The 17,874-nt window shown below is 63.9% G+C and carries 14 protein-coding genes; 13 read left to right on the top strand and 1 reads right to left on the bottom strand.

What is annotated here, in order from left to right; translation table 11 throughout:
• Window positions 1–49: 49 nt before the first annotated feature.
• Window positions 50–1,585, top strand: coding sequence for an amidophosphoribosyltransferase (gene purF / locus B0T39_RS20070; RefSeq protein ID WP_081549750.1), 1,536 nt, complete (start codon window positions 50–52; stop codon window positions 1,583–1,585).
• 270 nt (window positions 1,586–1,855) lie between these two features.
• Window positions 1,856–2,254 (top strand): hypothetical protein, encoded by a 399-nt coding sequence (locus B0T39_RS20065; protein WP_081549748.1) that lies wholly within the window; start codon window positions 1,856–1,858, stop codon window positions 2,252–2,254.
• Window positions 2,255–2,336: 82 nt separating this feature from the next.
• Here the strand turns inward: B0T39_RS20065 and B0T39_RS20060 are convergent, their stop codons facing one another.
• Entirely contained in the window at window positions 2,337–2,753 is a 417-nt protein-coding gene (locus tag B0T39_RS20060; protein WP_217806300.1) for a hypothetical protein, read from the bottom strand.
• Window positions 2,754–3,269: 516 nt separating this feature from the next.
• Between B0T39_RS20060 and B0T39_RS20055 the strand changes: the two genes are divergently transcribed.
• The 11 genes from B0T39_RS20055 to B0T39_RS20005 form a co-directional block, all read left to right on the top strand.
• Entirely contained in the window at window positions 3,270–4,406 is a 1,137-nt protein-coding gene (locus tag B0T39_RS20055; protein ID WP_081549746.1) for a DUF4158 domain-containing protein, read from the top strand.
• 1,041 nt (window positions 4,407–5,447) lie between these two features.
• Window positions 5,448–6,383 (top strand): ImpA family type VI secretion system protein, encoded by a 936-nt coding sequence (locus tag B0T39_RS20050; protein WP_217806299.1) that lies wholly within the window; start codon window positions 5,448–5,450, stop codon window positions 6,381–6,383.
• Window positions 6,384–6,413: 30 nt separating this feature from the next.
• Entirely contained in the window at window positions 6,414–6,941 is a 528-nt protein-coding gene (gene tssB / locus B0T39_RS20045) for a type VI secretion system contractile sheath small subunit (RefSeq protein WP_081549744.1), read from the top strand.
• Window positions 6,938–8,449, top strand: a complete 1,512-nt coding sequence (gene tssC / locus B0T39_RS20040) for a type VI secretion system contractile sheath large subunit (RefSeq protein ID WP_081549742.1) — start codon at window positions 6,938–6,940, stop codon at window positions 8,447–8,449. The genes tssB and tssC overlap by 4 nt, the downstream gene beginning before the upstream one ends.
• A gap of 248 nt (window positions 8,450–8,697) precedes the next feature.
• Entirely contained in the window at window positions 8,698–9,225 is a 528-nt protein-coding gene (locus B0T39_RS20035) for an Hcp family type VI secretion system effector (RefSeq protein WP_043590675.1), read from the top strand.
• Between the two features lie 77 nt (window positions 9,226–9,302).
• Complete coding sequence (locus B0T39_RS20030) at window positions 9,303–9,749, top strand: type VI secretion system baseplate subunit TssE (RefSeq protein WP_166451337.1); 447 nt, start codon at window positions 9,303–9,305, stop codon at window positions 9,747–9,749.
• The gene (gene tssF / locus B0T39_RS20025) at window positions 9,746–11,608 is read left to right on the top strand and encodes a type VI secretion system baseplate subunit TssF (protein ID WP_081549738.1); all 1,863 of its coding nucleotides are present in this window, start codon (window positions 9,746–9,748) and stop codon (window positions 11,606–11,608) included. The genes B0T39_RS20030 and tssF overlap by 4 nt, the downstream gene beginning before the upstream one ends.
• A complete protein-coding gene (gene tssG / locus B0T39_RS20020; protein ID WP_081549736.1) occupies window positions 11,605–12,582 on the top strand; it encodes a type VI secretion system baseplate subunit TssG in 978 nt (325 codons plus the stop codon). Before tssF ends, tssG begins: the two co-directional genes overlap by 4 nt.
• Window positions 12,579–15,209, top strand: coding sequence for a type VI secretion system ATPase TssH (tssH, locus tag B0T39_RS20015; RefSeq protein ID WP_081549734.1), 2,631 nt, complete (start codon window positions 12,579–12,581; stop codon window positions 15,207–15,209). Before tssG ends, tssH begins: the two co-directional genes overlap by 4 nt.
• Window positions 15,200–17,611: a type VI secretion system Vgr family protein gene (locus B0T39_RS26420; RefSeq protein WP_081549732.1), complete on the top strand. Its 2,412-nt coding sequence runs from the start codon at window positions 15,200–15,202 to the stop codon at window positions 17,609–17,611. The genes tssH and B0T39_RS26420 overlap by 10 nt, the downstream gene beginning before the upstream one ends.
• Window positions 17,612–17,651: 40 nt before the next feature.
• Window positions 17,652–17,874: hypothetical protein (locus B0T39_RS20005; RefSeq protein ID WP_217806298.1), on the top strand; the 223-nt coding region annotated here is incomplete at its 3' end.

Below are 17,874 nucleotides of genomic sequence, written 5' to 3'. Positions count from 1 at the left end.
TGTCTTGTTTTTTTGTCCGTTTCTTTAGTTGTAGGGAAGAGAGCAAAAGATGTGTGGAATTCTAGGCGTGGTCGGTCAGGCTCCGGTCAACCAGTTGCTGTATGACGGTTTGCAGGTGCTGCAACATCGAGGTCAGGACGCCGCCGGCATCGTGACCACCAATGGCAAGACCTTTCACATGCACAAGGGCAGCGGCATGGTGCGAGATGTGTTTCGCACCCGCAATATGCGCTCCCTGCTGGGCACCGCCGGCATCGCCCACGTGCGCTATCCCACAGCCGGCTCCGCCTCCTGCTTGGCCGAGGCGCAGCCGTTCTACGTCAATTCGCCGTTTGGCATTGTGCTGGCGCACAACGGCAACCTGACCAATACCGAAGAACTCAAAGCGGACATGTTCCGCCACGACCTGCGCCACATCAACACCAACTCCGACTCCGAGGTGCTGTTGAATGTGTTCGCCCATGAGTTGACCCAGCGGCTCAGCGGCAACGAGCTGAACGTGGACGCGGTATTCGGCGCCGTCGAGGCGGTGCATCGTCGCGTACGCGGCGCCTACGCGGTGGTGGCGATGATCGCCGGGTACGGTCTGGTGGCCTTCCGCGACCCCAACGGCATCCGCCCGCTGGTGATAGGCACTTGCGTCAACAGCGGCAAGACCGAATACATGTTCGCGTCCGAGTCCGTGGCGCTGGACTGTTCCGGTTTCAACCTGCTGCGCGACGTGCAGCCGGGCGAGGGGGTGTTTGTCGGCTTCGACGGAGAATTCCACGCCCGCAGCTGTGCCAGCGAAACCCGCCACGCGCCCTGCCTGTTCGAGTATGTCTACTTCGCGCGCCCGGATTCGGTGATTGACGGCGCCTCGGTCTACCAGGCGCGCATCGTGATGGGCGAGAAGCTGGCGGAGAAAATCCGCCGCGCCTTGCCGGAACTGGACATCGACGTGGTCATGCCCATCCCGGACACCAGTCGCCCCAGCGCTTTGCAATTGGCCAACCACCTGGGCCTGCCTTATCGCGAAGGCTTCATCAAAAATCGCTATATCGGCCGCACCTTCATCATGCCGGGCCAGGCGGTGCGCAAGAAATCGGTGCGCCAAAAGCTCAATCCGGTGGCTTGCGAATTCAAGGGCCGCAACGTGCTGCTGGTGGATGATTCCATCGTGCGCGGCACCACCTCCAAGGAAATCGTGCAGATGGCGCGCGACGCCGGCGCCAAGAAGGTGTATTTCGCCTCGGCCGCCCCGGCTGTGCGTTTCCCCAACGTCTACGGCATCGATATGCCGACTCGCGCGGAACTGCTGGCCACCGGTCGCAACGAAGCCGAGATCGCGGAAGAGATCGGCGCCGACGCGGTGATCTATCAGGATCTGTCCGCGTTGGAAGAGGCGGTTAGCAGCGTCAACCCCAAGCTAAGCAGCTACGAAACCTCCTGCTTCAACGGCGAGTACATTACTGGCGACATCACGCCGGCCTATTTGGACGCGATCGAGGCCGAGCGGCTGGATGGCAAGGCGGGGGCGGAGCATAGCGGCAGCGAGCAGATGATTGACTTGAATCTGAACGTGGCCGAGCAGAATTTAATGTGATAGTGATTTAACTTCCGAACGGCGGCGGGCATTGCCCGCCGCTTTTTTGTCTGTCGTCGCGACGCAATTTGGCGACAGACACACTGACAATGCCTGAGTCTTGCGGTATTTCGCTTGCCAAACCCGTTTCCCATATTGAATATTTGATGCCATAAGCCGATAAAAACCCGGCGTGATAAAGCGGATGCGTAAACTGGTCTAAATTAATATGTATTTAAAACTGTTTACTTGTTAGTCTGCCTTTGACGCGCCTGATATTGAGGAGTGGATATGGATGACATTCTGGAGATGCTGGTTGCGCGGCAAGCCGCGCTGGAGAGAATCATCGAAGGCCTGGTGCTCACCATGAGCCAAAGCGGTGCCATCAAGTTGCAGGACTATCTGAAGATAGGGCAGCTGATGCGGCTGAACAGCGCGGTCACGGACTCCATCGACGTGGCCGACAGCCTGCGCCGCATCAACGCGCGCTTGCAAACGCACGCGCAGGGCGGGCTGGATTCGATGAACGCCTTGTTGCGGGAGACCATGCTGTTCGCTCAGGCCGCGCCGCCGCAGCGCGACGCATTGCAGCAGGGGTTGGGTGTGAAGGCGTCGTTGGAAATCAGCGCCCAACTGGAAGAGCTGTTGCAGCGGCGGGCAAGACGGCCGCGAAAACCCACCCGGGCCTAGCGCCGCGTCAAACTTGAGAGCCGAAGTTAGAGTACTCGCCGCGTCCCGCCAGGCGAAACAGAGCGGACTTTCGAAACGGCTCTCAGGGGAAACGCGTTGCGGCCGCGTCTCCCGCCGGCGCCAAGCGCAGATAGGAAGCGCGCGATGGATCGTGGCGGTCCACCATGACTTCCACCTTCTCGCCGGCACGCGGCATATTGCCCAGGTCTATCAGTTTTTCAATCGTCAGTTCCCGGCTGAAGCCGTCCTGCCATACCTTCAACTCCAGACGCATCATCGGCACTTGGTTCACCAGCAAGCCGGTTTGCCGGATTGACAGCACGTCGGCGTTGAGCCGGATACCGTCTTTCACGCTTTCGCGCTGCCAGGGACCGGGCAGGCCGCGTAGCTGCGAGGTCCAGTCGAAAGAGCGAAACAGCAGAAAACCGGTGATGGCCAGCGACAGCACGGTTACTCCTATAGACAGGAGTACGGAAAAACGGATCCAGGACTCGAACATCGGCGTCTCCCTTGCAAAGCGCGGGCGGCGTTGGAGGCAGCGCCGTCGCCGCGGGCGAAACTGACAATATTAAGCACTTTATGGAAACATGGGATTCGTTTGGAATGACAGAAGTTCCCAACTTTTTCCGCAAAGAGCGTCCACCGCTCGCTCTCACGTTGGGGAACGCCCATCTAAGCCTGCCGTTTTTGATCTCTCGGTACATTCAAAATAAATACAAAGGCATTTTTTAGGGGCAAAATTCTTTGTCGTGCGATTAATTTATCGTTGAAATTAAGAAATCGGCATATTTCCGGGAACTACCTCAAAGGTACTCAATCACAAAGTATTGCTTACTATAGAAGCAAGTTAGTCTTCACAATGTTTTAGTTAGCCCTTTCGCCGGCGGGCATCTCGTCGACAGAGGGCCTCACCGGCTCCAACCCCGCCATTCAGAGCGGTGGAGCCGACGCGAAGCAGTTGGTCCACAGAAACGCCGGCGCTTCGCACATTGGCCAAGGCCAGGGGAAGAGAATCATGCCAAGACGTCCGTTGCTCTCGCCATTGGAGCGCGCCAGCTTGCTGGAGCCTCCCGAAGACGAATACGAGCTAGATCAGTTAACCGCTTTCAGCGAACAGGATTTCGCTTTGATCCAGCAGCACCGCGGCAGCGCGAATCGGCTGGGGGTGGCCGTGTTGCTGTGCTATTTGCGCCATCCGGGCATCGCTTTGGACGAGGGCTGCCAGCCTGCCCCACGGCTGTTGCGGCGGGTAGCGACCGCGTTGGGGGTGAAGGAGTCGGACTGGGAGCGCTACGCCACCCGCGATCAGACACGGCGCGAACACTTGGTCAAGCTCTACTCTTATCTGGGGGTGAGGCCGTACCGAGCCGAAGACGGCCAGGCGGTATTGCGCCATCTGACCAGGCTGGCCAATCAAACCGACCAAGCGTTGACCTTGGCGCAAGCGATGGTGTCCTGGTTGCGCCAGCGTCGCATCGTTCTGCCGAGCATAGGCGTGATAGACCGCAGTTGCGCGGCGGCGCTGACTTTGGGTTCGCGCCAAGTCTACGCTCGGCTCAACGACGCTTTGAACGCCTGCCAGCGCGAACGGCTGGATGCTTTGCTGGAGTTGAGGGAGGGTGGAAAACTGACGACCTTGGCTTGGCTGCGTTTGAACTCGGATCGGGCGCGCGGCGCGGCGCCGCAGCTGGAGCGCTTGAGGGTGGTGGAAGCCTTGGCTTTGCCGACGCACTTGACTCAGTTGGTGGGGCCGGGGCGGATGCTGGAGTTGGCCCGCTCGGGCGACGGCATGAGTTGCCATGACCTGGCCGAACTTGAGCCGCAGCGGCGCATGGCCACGTTGGTGGCCATTGTGTTGCAGGCGCGAGCCGCTTTGCTGCGGATGCTGCAGAATTTGGAAAAATTGAAGGCGATTGATGCTTTGTCGTTGCCTGCGGGCTTGCAGAATCTGGTGTCGCAACAGCGAATGGGCAAGCTGGCGGCGGAAGGGCGGCAAATGAAGCCCAAAGATCTGGCCAAGCTGGAGCCTCGCCGGCGCATGGCCACTTTGCTGGCTTTGGTTTTGGAATTACGCGCCGCTTTGGTCAAGGAAATCCTCGATCTGCGAGAGCGTCTGGTGGGCAAGTCCTTGGAGACCAACGAGTTTGCTTGAGTAGACTTGATCGAGCACCGAATTTGACCTGGACGCAAATCTAATAGGCGATCCAGTCAATAATAAACCCCGTCAATGGCGGGGTTTATTATTTTTATCGTAAGTCAAAATTTTAATAAAAATTACTCAACACTTACCAAGTTAAACAATCGTTTATTTTGTTGCTTGAGATTAGGGATAACCCTAATCTTGTTTTTAATTTATGCGAATGAGGCGTTGAGAGGTGCGCAATCATCTAAATATGCTAACGTGCAAAAACAGCGTCATTCCCAATGGATACGCTTTGTGTATCAAATGCAACAAGGTTTGACCGAAATGTGAATTTGCACCTTGCGCTTTTGAGCGGATCACAAGCTGACGCGCATCGATTTTTTAAGTATTGACTTAATAAAACTGAAATACGAGACAAGGTTTCAGCGAGTGTGCTGTTTATGCCAATTTACACTAAGCAAATCACAATATAAAAAACTTTTCTCAAAATTATCCTAATAAGTATGTATTTTACACATTGCACAACGACACCCCCCATTTTCTGAGGAAGCCGGGAACGCTGATGAACACTAGAGCGAGGCAATGTGTGCAAGCACGCAAGCGCACCCGCACAGCGCTTGCACACCTCTGTCGATATCCATAGAAAATACAAATAAAATCTGAAGCTTGTGAACGAGGCGCATGTTTTTAAAGCCTGATTGAAAATCGACTCCGATTAAGTTTTTCGCCGCGTTCCTGCCATGTCTTTTGTCTGCCGTCCCCTCTCAGCCAAGCCTTTCCTCCAACGGCTCCGTTACGCAATTCGGTGATTGCTTGCATGAATGTCCGTCATGAAAAACGGATTATGCATTTGTATTGTCGTGCTATTTTCCCCCATTTCCCCTTTGTTTACCGGTAAACCCGACATCGGCCGTTTATTTGGACAGGCTCAAGCGTTTGCTTATAACTTTGTTCTCGAGTTTTTGTGAAAGGGCTAGGCATTTATCGGCGCCTTATTCAAAACATTGAGACTGTCCTGTGCAGGGCAGCAGCCGGGATCGAACTTTCGCCATGAACGCTGAAACCATGAGCTACGCCATCGCCGATATCGTCTTGCCGGAAAGTCCGGTCTTGGACGAGCTGGATTTCGACGCCGATTTTGCCCGCGTCGACGCCGCGATCTGCGAATACGACGCGGTGGGCCACGTTCCTCTGCGCAAGGGCGCGGAACCCTTCCACTGGACCAGCGTGGAGAGCGCGTGCCGCGCCTTGTTGAGCAAGGCGGCGGATGTGCGGGTAGGGGTTTGGCTGCTGCGCGCCGCGGTGGCTCAGAGGGGGCTGGCCGGTGCGGCGGAGGGGTTGACGGCGTTGGGCGCGATCGCGGCGCAGCCGTTGGAAAAGATCCGGCCGGCCGGCCAGCCGGACGCGCCGGCGGGCGAAACCCATGCCTTGCATCTGGCCTGGCTGTGCGGGCCGGCCTTCCTGCATCAACTGACGCATAGCCGGCTAAGCGCGGACAGCGAGGTCAGCGTGGGCCACTTGACCAAGAACCCGGCCGCTGCGGGGCCGGCGGCGCGGGAGCGGGCGTTGGGGGACTTGTCCCGGCTGCGCGCCGGCCTGGCCGGCTTGACGGATTTGAGCGAGAGCGAAGGCTTTGCCGAGCAGTTTGACTGCGCCGGTCTGATCGCCTTGCTGGATGAGCTGGAAGCGGCGCTGACGCCGACGCTTGCCGCGGTCCCCGTAGAGGCGCCCGTTTTGCGCGAGGCCGCCCCGGCGGCGCGCGCGCTGCCGGCCGGCGCCTTGAAGAGCCGAGAGGAGGTGGCGGCGGCGCTGGACTTGATTGTCGCGTATTTCCGCGAGCACGAGCCGGGACACCCGGCGCCGATCTTTCTGCTGCGCGCCAAGCGGATGTTGGGCGCGGGTTTTGAAGAGTTGATGGCGGAGTTGTTCGCCGAATCGGATGCGCTGGTGGCGAAATTGGATCGCCCCCGGTCTTCACAAGGGTAGTCAAGCAACATTAGGGAAAGGACATATGCCATGGCGCGACAGAAGGATGCGCAGAAGTTCATCGGGGAAAGCCGTGCGCCCCGCGTGCAGATCGAATACGACGTGGAAGTTTACGGTTCGCAGAAAAAGGTAGAGCTGCCCTTTGTGGCTGGGGTGTTGGCGGATTTGTCCGGCGACAACACCGAGCCGCTGGGCGCGGTGGAAGACCGTCGTTTCACCGAAATCGACGTGGAGAACTTCGACCTGAGGATGGCGCAGATCGCGCCGGAACTCAGCTACCACGTGAAGAACGTGATCACCGACGACGGAACCTTGATCCCGATCGACTTGAGCTTCGACTCCATGGAGTCTTTCGAGCCGGCCGCGGTGGTGAAAAAGATCCCCGAACTGGCGGTGCTGTTGGACGCGCGTAGCCAGTTGAAGGAATTGTTGACCTATATGGACGGCAAGGTGGCGGCCGAGGAGTTGATCGAGCAGCTGCTGAAAGACCTGCATTTGCCCGCGGACGACGCCGCCGCGCCGGGCGAGGCGGCCCAAGCCGACGGGGAGGCAAGATGAGCACTCATGCCGAGATGCTGGCGCCGGCCGCGGCCAGCCAGACTGAAACGACGGTAGACGACGGACTGAAGGATATCCTGCGTCGTTCCTTCCGACCGCGCACCAATGAAGCCGCCGAGGCGGTGCAAAGCGCGGTGCAGACCTTGCTGGCCTATGCGCGCCGCAGCCGGGTGGTGGTGCGCGAGGACGTGGCGCAGACGGTGGAGCAACTGGTGGCCGAGCTGGACCGGAAAATCTCGGAACAACTGACCCTGGTCTTGCACAACGAGCATTTCCAGAAGCTGGAAGGCGCCTGGCGCGGCCTGCACTACCTGGTGTCCAACACCGACACCACCGAGAACCTGAAAATCCGCTACCTGAACGTGTCGAAGAAAGAGCTGGGCAAGACCCTGCGCCGCTACAAGGGCGTGGTGTGGGACCAAAGCCCGATCTTCAAGATGATCTACGAGCAGGAGTACGGCCAGTTCGGCGGCGAGCCCTTCGGCTGCTTGATCGGCGATTATCACTTTGATCACAGCGCCCAGGACGTGGCCTTGCTGACCGAGATGTCCAAGATCGCCGCCGCCGCGCACTCGCCCTTTATCTCCGCCGCGGCGCCCAGCCTGTTGCAGATGGACGACTGGAGCGAGTTGGGCAACCCGCGCGACGTGTCCAAGATATTCACCGCCACCGAATACGCCTTCTGGCGCCGGCTGCGTGAAAGCAATGATTCGCGCTACTTGGCGTTGACGCTGCCGCGCTTCCTGGCGCGGGTGCCTTACGGGCCCAAAACCCAGCCGATAGAGGAGTTTGGCTTCGAGGAGAAGGTGGACCCCAACCGCGCCAGCGATTTTTGCTGGGCCAACTCTGCTTACGCAATGGCGGCCAACATCACCCGAGCCTTCAGCACCTACGGCTGGTGCACCAAGATCCGCGGCGTGGAGTCCGGTGGCGCGGTGGAAGTGCTGCCCAAGTTCGTGCTGCCGTCCCAGGACAAGGAAGTGGAGTTGCATTGCCCCACCGAGATCGCCATCTCCGACCGCCGCGAGCACGAGTTGTCCGAATCCGGCCTGATGCCGCTGGTTTACCGCAAGAATTCGGACATGGCGGCCTTCATCGGCGCCAAGACCGTGCACCGGCCGGCGGTGTACGAGGACGACGACGCCACCGCCAACGCCAATCTGTCGTCGCGGCTGCCCTATATCTTCGCCACCTGCCGCTTCGCCCATTACCTCAAATGCATCGTCCGCGACAAGATCGGCTCCTTCAAATCGCGGGAAGACACCCAGCGCTGGCTCAACGACTGGCTGATGAACTACGTGGACGGCGACCCGAGCATTTCCAGCGAGATCACCAAATCCAAGCGCCCGCTGTCCGCGGCCGAGGTGTTGGTGGACGAGTTGCCGGACAACCCCGGCTATTACCGCGCCCAGTTTTTCCTGCGCCCGCATTTCCAGCTGGAGGGCTTGACCGTGTCGCTGCGGCTGGTTTCCAAGCTGCCGTCGGCCAAGCAGGAGGTCGCCCGCTGAGAACCCGCTCCACGTTCGCCGCGCGTTGGCGAAACGGCCTTGGAAACCGTTTCCAAAGGCTCAAGCACTACTCGCGCATTGCGTTTTCTCAAGCGTTTTCGGCTTGTCTTTCCCCGGCTTGCGAGGCTGTGAGCGGGGTTTGACAGCGGCCGGTTTGGCGCGGGGCGGGAACGACCTGAGTCGCCCCGGCGCTTGCATTCCGTTTCAGGTCTGGCATGTCCATCACTTTTTTTTCGGAGTATCGCAACATGGCAAATGCATTGGTTGACTACTTTCTACAGATCGAAGGAGTCGAAGGGGAATCAACTGACAAGCAGTACACGGGCTTGATCCAGATCCAGAGCTGGCAATGGGCCGAGGAGAACTCGGGCAAATGGGGCTTCGGCAGCGGCGGCGGCGCCGGCAAGGTGGAAATGAAGGACTTCGAGTTCCGCATGGTCTCGAACAAGGCCTCGCCCAAGCTGTTCCTGATGTGCGCCACCGGCGAACACATCCCGCGCGCCAAGCTGATCTGCCGCAAATCCGGCAACGGCCAGCAGGACTTCATGATCATCACCTTCGCCAGCGGCCTGGTGTCCTCGTTCCGCACCCTGGGCAATATGCCCTACGCCATCATGGGCCACGGCAGTGGCGACGTGGAAAGCGTGCTGCCCACCGACGAGATCAAGATCAACTTCGCCAAGATCGAGTTCGAATACCGCGAACAGCGTAACGACGGAACCATGGGCGCGGTGATCAAGGCCGGTTACGACCTGAAGCTGAACGCCGCGGTTTAAGCACTATGAGCCGGGTCTTTCCGGCCATCTTCTCTATCACTATCGGGACGGCGCCGCTCAGGCGGCGCCGGGCAGCCATGACGCCACGACTATTCGACCAACTGTCCGCCCGCGCCGGGCGCGAGACGCTCGCCGTCAGCATCGCGCGCGACCTGGCGCACTTGATGAACGCCGCGCTGCGCGGCGCGCGCCTGCCGCTGGCGCCGGGCAGTCAGCTGGAGACCTCAGTGTGGAACTACGGGCGGCCGCCGCTGGCGGAGAGGAAGTCTAGCCTGATCGACCCGGCGCGCGTCTGCGCCCACATTCGCGATGCGATCCGCCGCTTCGAGCCGAGATTGGACCCGGAGCGCGTGGAAGTGAGCGCGCGCGTCGGCAGCGGGCCGCTTGCGCGGCAACTGCTGTATTTCGACGTGGCCGCGGTTGCCCGCGAAGGCGGAGAAACGCTGAGGCTCTACCTGACGCTTAACTATCTGGACGGCTATTTCGGCCTGCCGAGCACGGCGGAGGCGGGGGTTGCCGGATGAATTTCCTCGATCACTACAATAATGAATTGCGCCATCTGCGCGAAGCCGGCGCGCGTTTCGCTCGCGAGCATCCGCAGATCGCTCCGGCGCTCGGCTTGCGCCCGAATTCGGTCGCAGACCCCTTTGTCGAGCGCCTGCTGGAAGGCGTGGCCTTTCTGTCGGCCCGGGTGCAGACCCGGCTGGACTTGGAGTGCGCGGAATTCGCGCGTCAGGCGCTGGCCCAGGTCTGCCCACTCTATCTGAGCGCCACGCCGGCGATCAGCAGCTTCGCCTTCCATCCGGACTTCGCTTCTCCTGAAGCCTTCCGCGGCCGCAGCATGCCGCGCGGCACGCTGATCCAGGCGACGCTGCCGGGTTCGGCCCGGCCGGTCACTTTCTCCACCGGGCGCGAAGTGACTCTGTTGCCGCTTAGGCTGGAACGGGCGGAGTGCGGCCGCGGCCTTACCCGGCTGTCCGCTGAACTGGCGCGGCGGCTGGCCTCGTCCCAGGCCGCCTTGCGCCTGAGTTTCAAGCTGGAAGGCACGGTGGCGCTGGGCGATCTGGCCGCCATCGAAGGAGGCGCCAAGCCCTTGCAACTGAGCTTGGCCGGCGATCTGCCGCGCGCTTACGCGCTGCACCGCGCCATGTTGGCCGACGTCGGCGCCTGGTACGCCACTGCGGACGACGGGCGTGGCGGCGAAGTCTTGCTGGAGTTGCCGCTCAGCGGTCTGCGCCTGTCCGCCGCCGACGAGGGCGAGGCCCTGCTGCCCGCCGACGCAGGCGGTTTGCCGGGCTTGCGGCTGTTGCGCGAATACTTCGCCCAGCCGGCGCGGCTGCTCAGCGTGGAATTGGACGCGCTGGCGGCCTTGGCGGCGCGGGCGCCGTCGGCGCGCGGCTTCGAACTGATCCTGGCCTTGCGCCAGGCGCCGCTGGATCTGATAGGCGAAGTCGACGCCGGCCAGTTCCGTCTGTTCGCCACCCCGGCGATCAATCTCTACCCCAAGCGGCTGGACCCGGTGCCTTACGACCCGAACCAGACCGAGCAATGGATTCCGGTGGACCGGATGCGGCCGGCCGAGCACCACCTATGGCGCTTGTTGGAAATCAATGTTTGCGACAGCAACGGCCGCTCTCGCGAAGCGCGGCCGGCTCTGGACGCCGGTGGCTACCAGAGCGGCCCGGCGGCGGCGCGTTACTCGCTGCGCCGCGAACCGGCGCTTCAAAGCGAGGGGCCGCGCCAGGCGCGCCCCGACACGCTGGGCAGCCACGATCTGATCACTATTTCCGCCAGCGCCGGAGACATCGGCCTGGACGACATCGCCACCCTGACCGGACGCGCGCTGGTGGCGGATCGCGGTTGGCGGCCCGAGGATTTGCCTGCGGCGGAGCTGCGGGCCGAGGGCGGCGCGGTGGCGCGGCTGGAATGCTTGTGGCCTGCCAGCGCGCCGCGGCCGATCCCGGACCTGGAGCGCTGCTGGCAAGCGGTGGCCCATATCGGCTTGAACCCGCTGAGTCTGCGCGGCGCCGGCCGCCAAGACATCGCCGCGCGGCTGGCGGAACAGCTGCGGCTGGCGGCGCAGCCGGAACTGGCGCTGGACCGGCAGCGCATAGACAGCCTGAAGGCGGCGCATCTGCAAGCCGGCTTTTTGCCCGCCGGCCGGGGCTCGCCACAAGCCCTGGTGCGCGCCGCCTTGGTGGACATCGACATCGCCGCCGTCATGCACGCGGACCGCGGCAGCTGGTTGTTCGGCCGGCTGCTGGCGCAGGCGCTGGCACAGGCAGTCACTCTCAACGACGGCATCGAGGTCAGCTTGCGGCTGGACGGCGAGCTGGTCAGCCGGCACGGCAATACCCTGCGCGCCGACGGAGAACTGCAATGAAACGGCAGCAGATGATCCGGGAGCTGAACTCGCAGCGAACCTTCTTCGAACTGATGCGCCGCGTCGAAACCTGGCAATGGCGCTTGCCGGACGCGGCCGCGGCAAGCCGGCTGCGCCGCCGGCCGGACTGGCTGGGCCTGGAACAGGCCGCCGACATGCACTTCGCCAGCAGCGAAATCAGCGGGGTAAGGGTGGAGGAGGCGGAGGACGACGCCGCGCCGCGCGTCAGCGTGGTATGCCGCCATTTCGGCTTGTTCGCGCCCTACGGCCCCTTGCCGCTGCACATCACCGAACACGCGCTGCACGAGCGCCGGCTGGAGCGCAACGCCGCTTTCGAACGCTTCGTCAATCTGGCCTGCGGGGATCTGGCCTGGTTGCATTACGCCGCCCGCGCGGCGATGCACCCGGCGTTGGGCTACGAGCGGGGTCGTCATCCCTTCGCCGAACGCGTCGCCGCGCTGGCCGGCGCCGCGCCGGAGGCGGAGCCGCAGCTGGACCCGCACGCCGCCGCCTGCCGTCGCAGCCATCCCGGCGCTTATCACGCGCCGCGCCGCTCGTTGGCGGACTTGCGAAAAATCCTGGCCGGCTATTTCGGCGCGCCGGTGCGGCTGTCCCCGCGCCAGGGGCGCTGGATACCGCTGCGCGGCGTCGGCGGGCCGCGCCGGCTGGGAAACTGGCGCGTCGGCAGCCGTATCTGGGACGCCCAGCACGCGCTGGACATCACCATAGGGCCGATCGACGCCTCCGAGTTTGCCCGCTGGCGGCGCGGCTCGCCCGCGGTGCTGGCGATGTTCGCCGTCGCCGCTGATTTCGCCGATGGCCGGGCCGCTCCGGTCATCAAGGTCCAGGTCCGCACCCGGCCGGAACTGGCAGGCAAGGTGGGGCGCATGCGCCTGGGGGTGGACGCATGGTCCCGCCCCGGCGTCTCGCTCCGGACTCTCACCGTGTATGAATCATTCCAGGATCCGCTGTGAACCGAGAACGCATCTTCGGCCGCTTAGGCCCAACCGCATACGACACCTTGGTGGAAGCCACCGCGCTGGGGCGCTCGCGCCGGCACGCGTTGGTGGATTTAGATCATTGGCTGCTTTGCCTGCTGCGCCGAGGCGGCGGCGACGTCGCGCTCTTGCTGGAGGCGCTGGATTGCGATCCTGCCGCCGCGCTGCAACGCGTGGGCAAGGCGCTGGAGGCCGCCGAGGCCGGCGGCGAATCCTTGCGCGACATCTCGCCGGCGCTGGAACGCAGCGTGGCGCCGGCCATCAGTTGGAGCCAGGTGGCCGTGCCGGCCGCCAAGGTGCGCAGCGGCCATCTCTTGTTGGCCTGGCTGGACGAAGAGCCGACGCGGCGCTGGCTGCAGCATAGAGTGGGCCAGGCGCTGGCGAAGTTGTCGCTGGACGACATCGTCGAGCGATACGAGGCGCTGGCCGGTTCTTGGCCGGAAGCGGCCGACGCGCCTGCCGGGAGCGTTGGCCAGGCCGCCGCCGGCGAGGCCGCCGGTCCGGGCGCGGTGCTGCGGCAATGGGCGGTGAGCCTGAGCGAGCAGGCGGCGACCGGCGAGCTGGATCCAGTGATAGGCCGCGACGCCGAATTGCGCGCGGTGATCGACGTGCTGTCGCGGCGTCGGCAGAACAACCCCATCCTGGTGGGCGAGGCCGGCGTCGGCAAGACCGCGGTGGCCGAGGCGCTGGCTCAGCGCATCCATCGCGGCGAAGTGCCGCCGGGCCTGCGCGGCGCGCAGATCTGGGCCTTGGACGTTGCCAGGCTGCAAGCCGGCGCCGGCGCGCGGGGCGAGTTCGAGCAGCGGCTGCGCTCGGTGATAGACGCGGTGATCGCCGCGCCGGCGCCCGTGATCTTGTTCTGCGACGAAACACACACCCTGATCGGCGCAGGCGGCAACGCCGGCACCGGCGATGCGGCCAACCTGATCAAACCGATGCTGGCGCGCGGCCAGCTGCGCATGGTGGCCGCCACCACTTGGGCGGAGTACAAGCAGTTCATCGAGCCGGACGCCGCCCTGGTGCGCCGCTTCCAGACCGTGGCGGTGGACGAGCCGGACGACGACACCGCAGTGGACATGTTGCGCATGATCGCGCCGCGCTTCGCCGGCCATCACGGCGTACGCATCGCCGACGCCGCCTTGCGCTCGGCGGTAACGCTGTCGCGCCGCTATCTGCCGTCGCGGCAACTGCCGGACAAGGCCATCAGCTTGCTGGACACCGCTTGCGCGCGGGTGGCGATGAGCCAGAGCTGCCAGCCGGCGGCGCTGGACCGGCTGCGCCATCGCGCCATGACGCTGGAACAGGCGCTGAACTGGCGCGCCAGCGACGCGGAGCTGGGGCTGGCCGCGCCGGAAGACGCGGCGGAACTGGAGCGGGAGCGGGCCGACACCGCCGCGCGCGCCGACGAACTGGACGCGGCCCTGAACGAGCAGCGCGCCGAGGTGGGCGCTTGGCTGGGCGATTTGGAAGCGGGCCCCGGCGATCCAGAGCGGGCGGAGACCCTGAGCGGAGCCGATCGGCTGGTGCGGCCCTGGGTGGACGCCCACGCCATCGCTGAAGTGCTGTCGGAATGGACCCAGGTGCCGGTCACCCAGATGGCCCAGGACGAGGCGCGGCGGCTGATGGCTCTGCGCGAGGGGCTGAACCTGCGGATCCAGGGCCAGGAAAGCGGCTTGGACGCCATCGTGGAGGCGCTGCAAGTGGCGCACTCCGGCCTGGGCGATCCACGCCGGCCGCTGGCGGTGATGCTGCTGGCCGGCCCCACCGGCACCGGCAAGAGCCAGACCGCGGCCGAACTGGCGCAGGCGCTGTTCGGCGGCGAGCGCAATCTCTTGCGCTTCAATATGAACGAATTTCAGGAAGCCCACACCGTGTCCACGCTGAAAGGCGCGCCGCCGGGCTATGTCGGCTACGGCCGCGGAGGCCGCTTGACCGAGGCGGTGCGCAAGAAGCCCTACAGCGTGCTCTTGCTGGACGAGTTCGACCGCGCTCACCCGGATGTGCACGAAATGTTCTACCAAGTGTTCGATCAGGGCTGGATGGAGGACGGAGAGGGGCGGCACATCAACTTCCGCAACTGCCTGATTCTGCTGACCAGCAATCTGGGCGACGCCGAGATCGAGGCCGCCTGCGCGGCCGAGCCCGAAGTCTCTCAGTCCCGGCTGGATGCGCTGGCGCGCGAACGCTTGCAGCGCCGCTTCGCGCCTGCCTTGTTGGCTCGGATGAGGGTGGTGGCCTTCCGGCCGCTGGGCGAACCGGCCCTGGCCGGCATCGCGCGCCAGGCTCTGGACGACATCGGCCTGCGCCTGAGCGCCAACGGCCTGGACTGGCGCGCCGACGCCGAGGCCGCGGACTGGATCGCCCGTGCGGTGGCCAGGCACCCGGCCAGCGGCCGCGCGGTGGGCGACTTGCTGCGCCAGCGAGTGATGCCGGCCATCGCCCGCGGCGTGCTGGAAGCGCGCGCCGCCGACCGCGCTTTGCGCAGCGTGCGCTTGAGCGCCGCCGACAAACTGGAATTGATTTTCGACGACGGAGAGGGCGTGCCGTTGCCGCCGCCCGCGCCGGCCGAATCCGCCATACCGGGAGAAACCGCATGCGTTTGATCGAACTGCACAGCCCCTTGCTGGACGCGGACAGCGTCGCGCTGAGCTTCAAGGCGGACGAGCGCCTGTCGCAGGAACCCAGCTACCAGCTCGACATCGCCTGCGCCGATCCGGCGCTGGATCTGGACAGCCTGCTCGGCTCGCAACTGACGGTGGACATCGACCTGGGCGACGAGGGCGTCCGGCCTTTCCACTGCCAGGTGCTGGGCGGCTACGACAGCGGCCAGACCCAGGACAGCTACACCTACACGCTGGAACTGGGCAGCTGGTTGTCCTTCCTGGCCGAGAACCAGAACTGCCGCGTGTTCCAGCAACTGACGGTGCCGCAGATCGTCGAGCAGGTGTTCGGCGAGCATCAGCGGCTTGACTTCCGCTTTGAACTGGAACACGCCTACGAGCCGCGCGAATACTGCGTGCAGTTCCTGGAGTCCGACCTCAACTTCGTCAAACGGCTGCTGGAGGACGAGGGCATTTACTTCTGGGTCGAGCACCAGCCGGAGCGTCATGTGGTGGTGCTGTCCGACACCCAGCGCTTCGACGACCTGGCCGCCGGCTACGGTCGGCTGCGCTTCCTGCCGGACGGCGACGAATTCCGTCCGGTGCCGGGCCGGGAAGGCGTGCAGCGGCTGCAACGCGGGCGGCGGGTGCGGCCGACCAATGTCGCGCTGCGCGATTTCGACTACCACGCGCCGTCCAACCGCTTGGACAGCGACGCTCAGGAGGCTCAGACCAGCCTGGACGGCATCCGTCTGGAACACTACGACTACGGCGCCGGCTATAGCGACCAGGCCGGCGGCGACCGGCTGGCGCGGCTGCGGCTGGAGGCCTTGCAGGCGGACTCCCACCAGCTCACCGGCACCGCCAACGCTCGCGGCCTGGCTACCGGCGGGGCCTTCACGCTGGACGGCCACCCGGACGCGGCGCGCAACCGCCGCTACTACGTGGCGGCCAGCGAGCTGACCTTTCTGCAAGACGGACCGGACAGCAGCGGCCAGGGCCGCAATGTGATGTGCGTGTTCCGCGCGATGGCGGACGACCGTCCGTTCCGGCCACTGAGGCTGACGCCCAAGCCGATTCTGCCGGGTATCCAGAGCGCGACGGTGGTGGGGCCGGTGAACGCGGAAGTGCATACCGATAAGCTGGGCCGCATCCGCGTCCACTTCCACTGGGATCGCTACAAGACCCAGGAAGAAGACGCCTCATGCTGGATTCGGGTGTCGCAAGCCTGGGCCGGCAAGGGCTGGGGCGTGCTGGCAATGCCGCGGGTGGGCCAGGAAGTGCTGGTCACCTATGTGGACGGCGATCTGGACCGGCCCATGGTCACCGGCATCGTCTACAACGGCGACAACCCAACGCCTTACGACTTGCCGAAAGACATCCGCTATACCGGCCTGGTTACGCGTTCCTTGAAGCAGGGCCGCTACAGCAACGCCAGTCAGATCACCTTCGATGATCAGCGCGGCGCTGAGCGAGTGATGGTGCACGCCGAGCGCGACATGCAGCAGACCACCGAGCGCAACAGCTCGGAAGCGGTGGGCCAGGACAAGAACATCTCGGTCAAGGGCACGTCTACCTCGGTCACCGGCGCCTCGATCAGCTACACCGGGGTGTCGGTGTCCTTCACCGGCCTGTCGGTCAGCTTCACCGGGGTATCGACCAGCTTCACCGGCCTGTCCACCAGTTTCACCGGGGTGTCCACCAGCTTCACCGGCGTCTCCACCGGTTTCACCGGGGTGTCCACCGGCTTTACCGGCGTGTCCACCAGCTTTACCGGAATCTCGACAGGGTTCACCGGGGTGTCCACCAGCTTTACCGGGGTGTCCACCAGCCTGACCGGCACCAGCACCTCGGTGACCGGCACCTCGCAGAGCATGACCGGCGTGTCCACCTCGATGACGGGCACCAGCGTGTCGGCCACCGGCATGTCGCAAAGCATGACCGGAGTGTCCTCGTCCTATACCGGCACCTCCAGCAGCGTCACCGGCAATAGCTGCTCGATCACCGGCACCTCCAAGAGTGTGACCGGCACCTCGATGTCGGACACGGGCTCGTCCACCAGCATCACCGGCACCTCGATGTCCACCACCGGCTCGTCCACCAGCGTCACCGGCTGCTCGATGTCCACCACCGGCTCGTCCGCCAGCGTCACCGGTTGCTCGGTGTCCACCACCGGCGCCTCCGCCAGCGTCACCGGTTCGTCGATCTCGGTCACCGGCTCGTCCACCGGCGTCACCGGTTCCAGCATGTCCACCACCGGTTCCTCGGTCAGCAGCACCGGCTCCAGCGTGTCTAGCACCGGCTCCAGTTGCTCTACCACAGGGGTCAGCTACTCCTATACCGGCGCGTCCTACTCGGACACCGGAGTGGATCTGAAAAAGCTGGGCATGCAGGTGAAGAGCTAATGACGTGCCCAAGGTTTGTTCACGGGAAAGGGGTGCAGACATGCGCTTGATCGAACTGCACAGCCCTTTATTGGACGCGGACAGCGTCGCGCTGAGCTTCAAGGCGGACGAGCGTCTGTCGCAGGAACCCAGCTATCAGCTCGACATCGCCTGCGCCGATCCGGCGCTGGATCTGGACAGCCTGCTCGGCTCGCAACTGACGGTGGACATCGACCTGGGCGACGAGGGCGTCCGGCCTTTCCACTGCCAGGTGCTGGGCGGCT

This window comes from Chromobacterium haemolyticum (genome assembly GCF_002081825.1).
In the GTDB taxonomy this organism is placed as follows: domain Bacteria; phylum Pseudomonadota; class Gammaproteobacteria; order Burkholderiales; family Chromobacteriaceae; genus Chromobacterium; species Chromobacterium fluminis.
The sequence above is the reverse complement of the archived record's forward strand: the minus strand, read 5'-3'. Positions and strand labels throughout refer to the sequence as shown.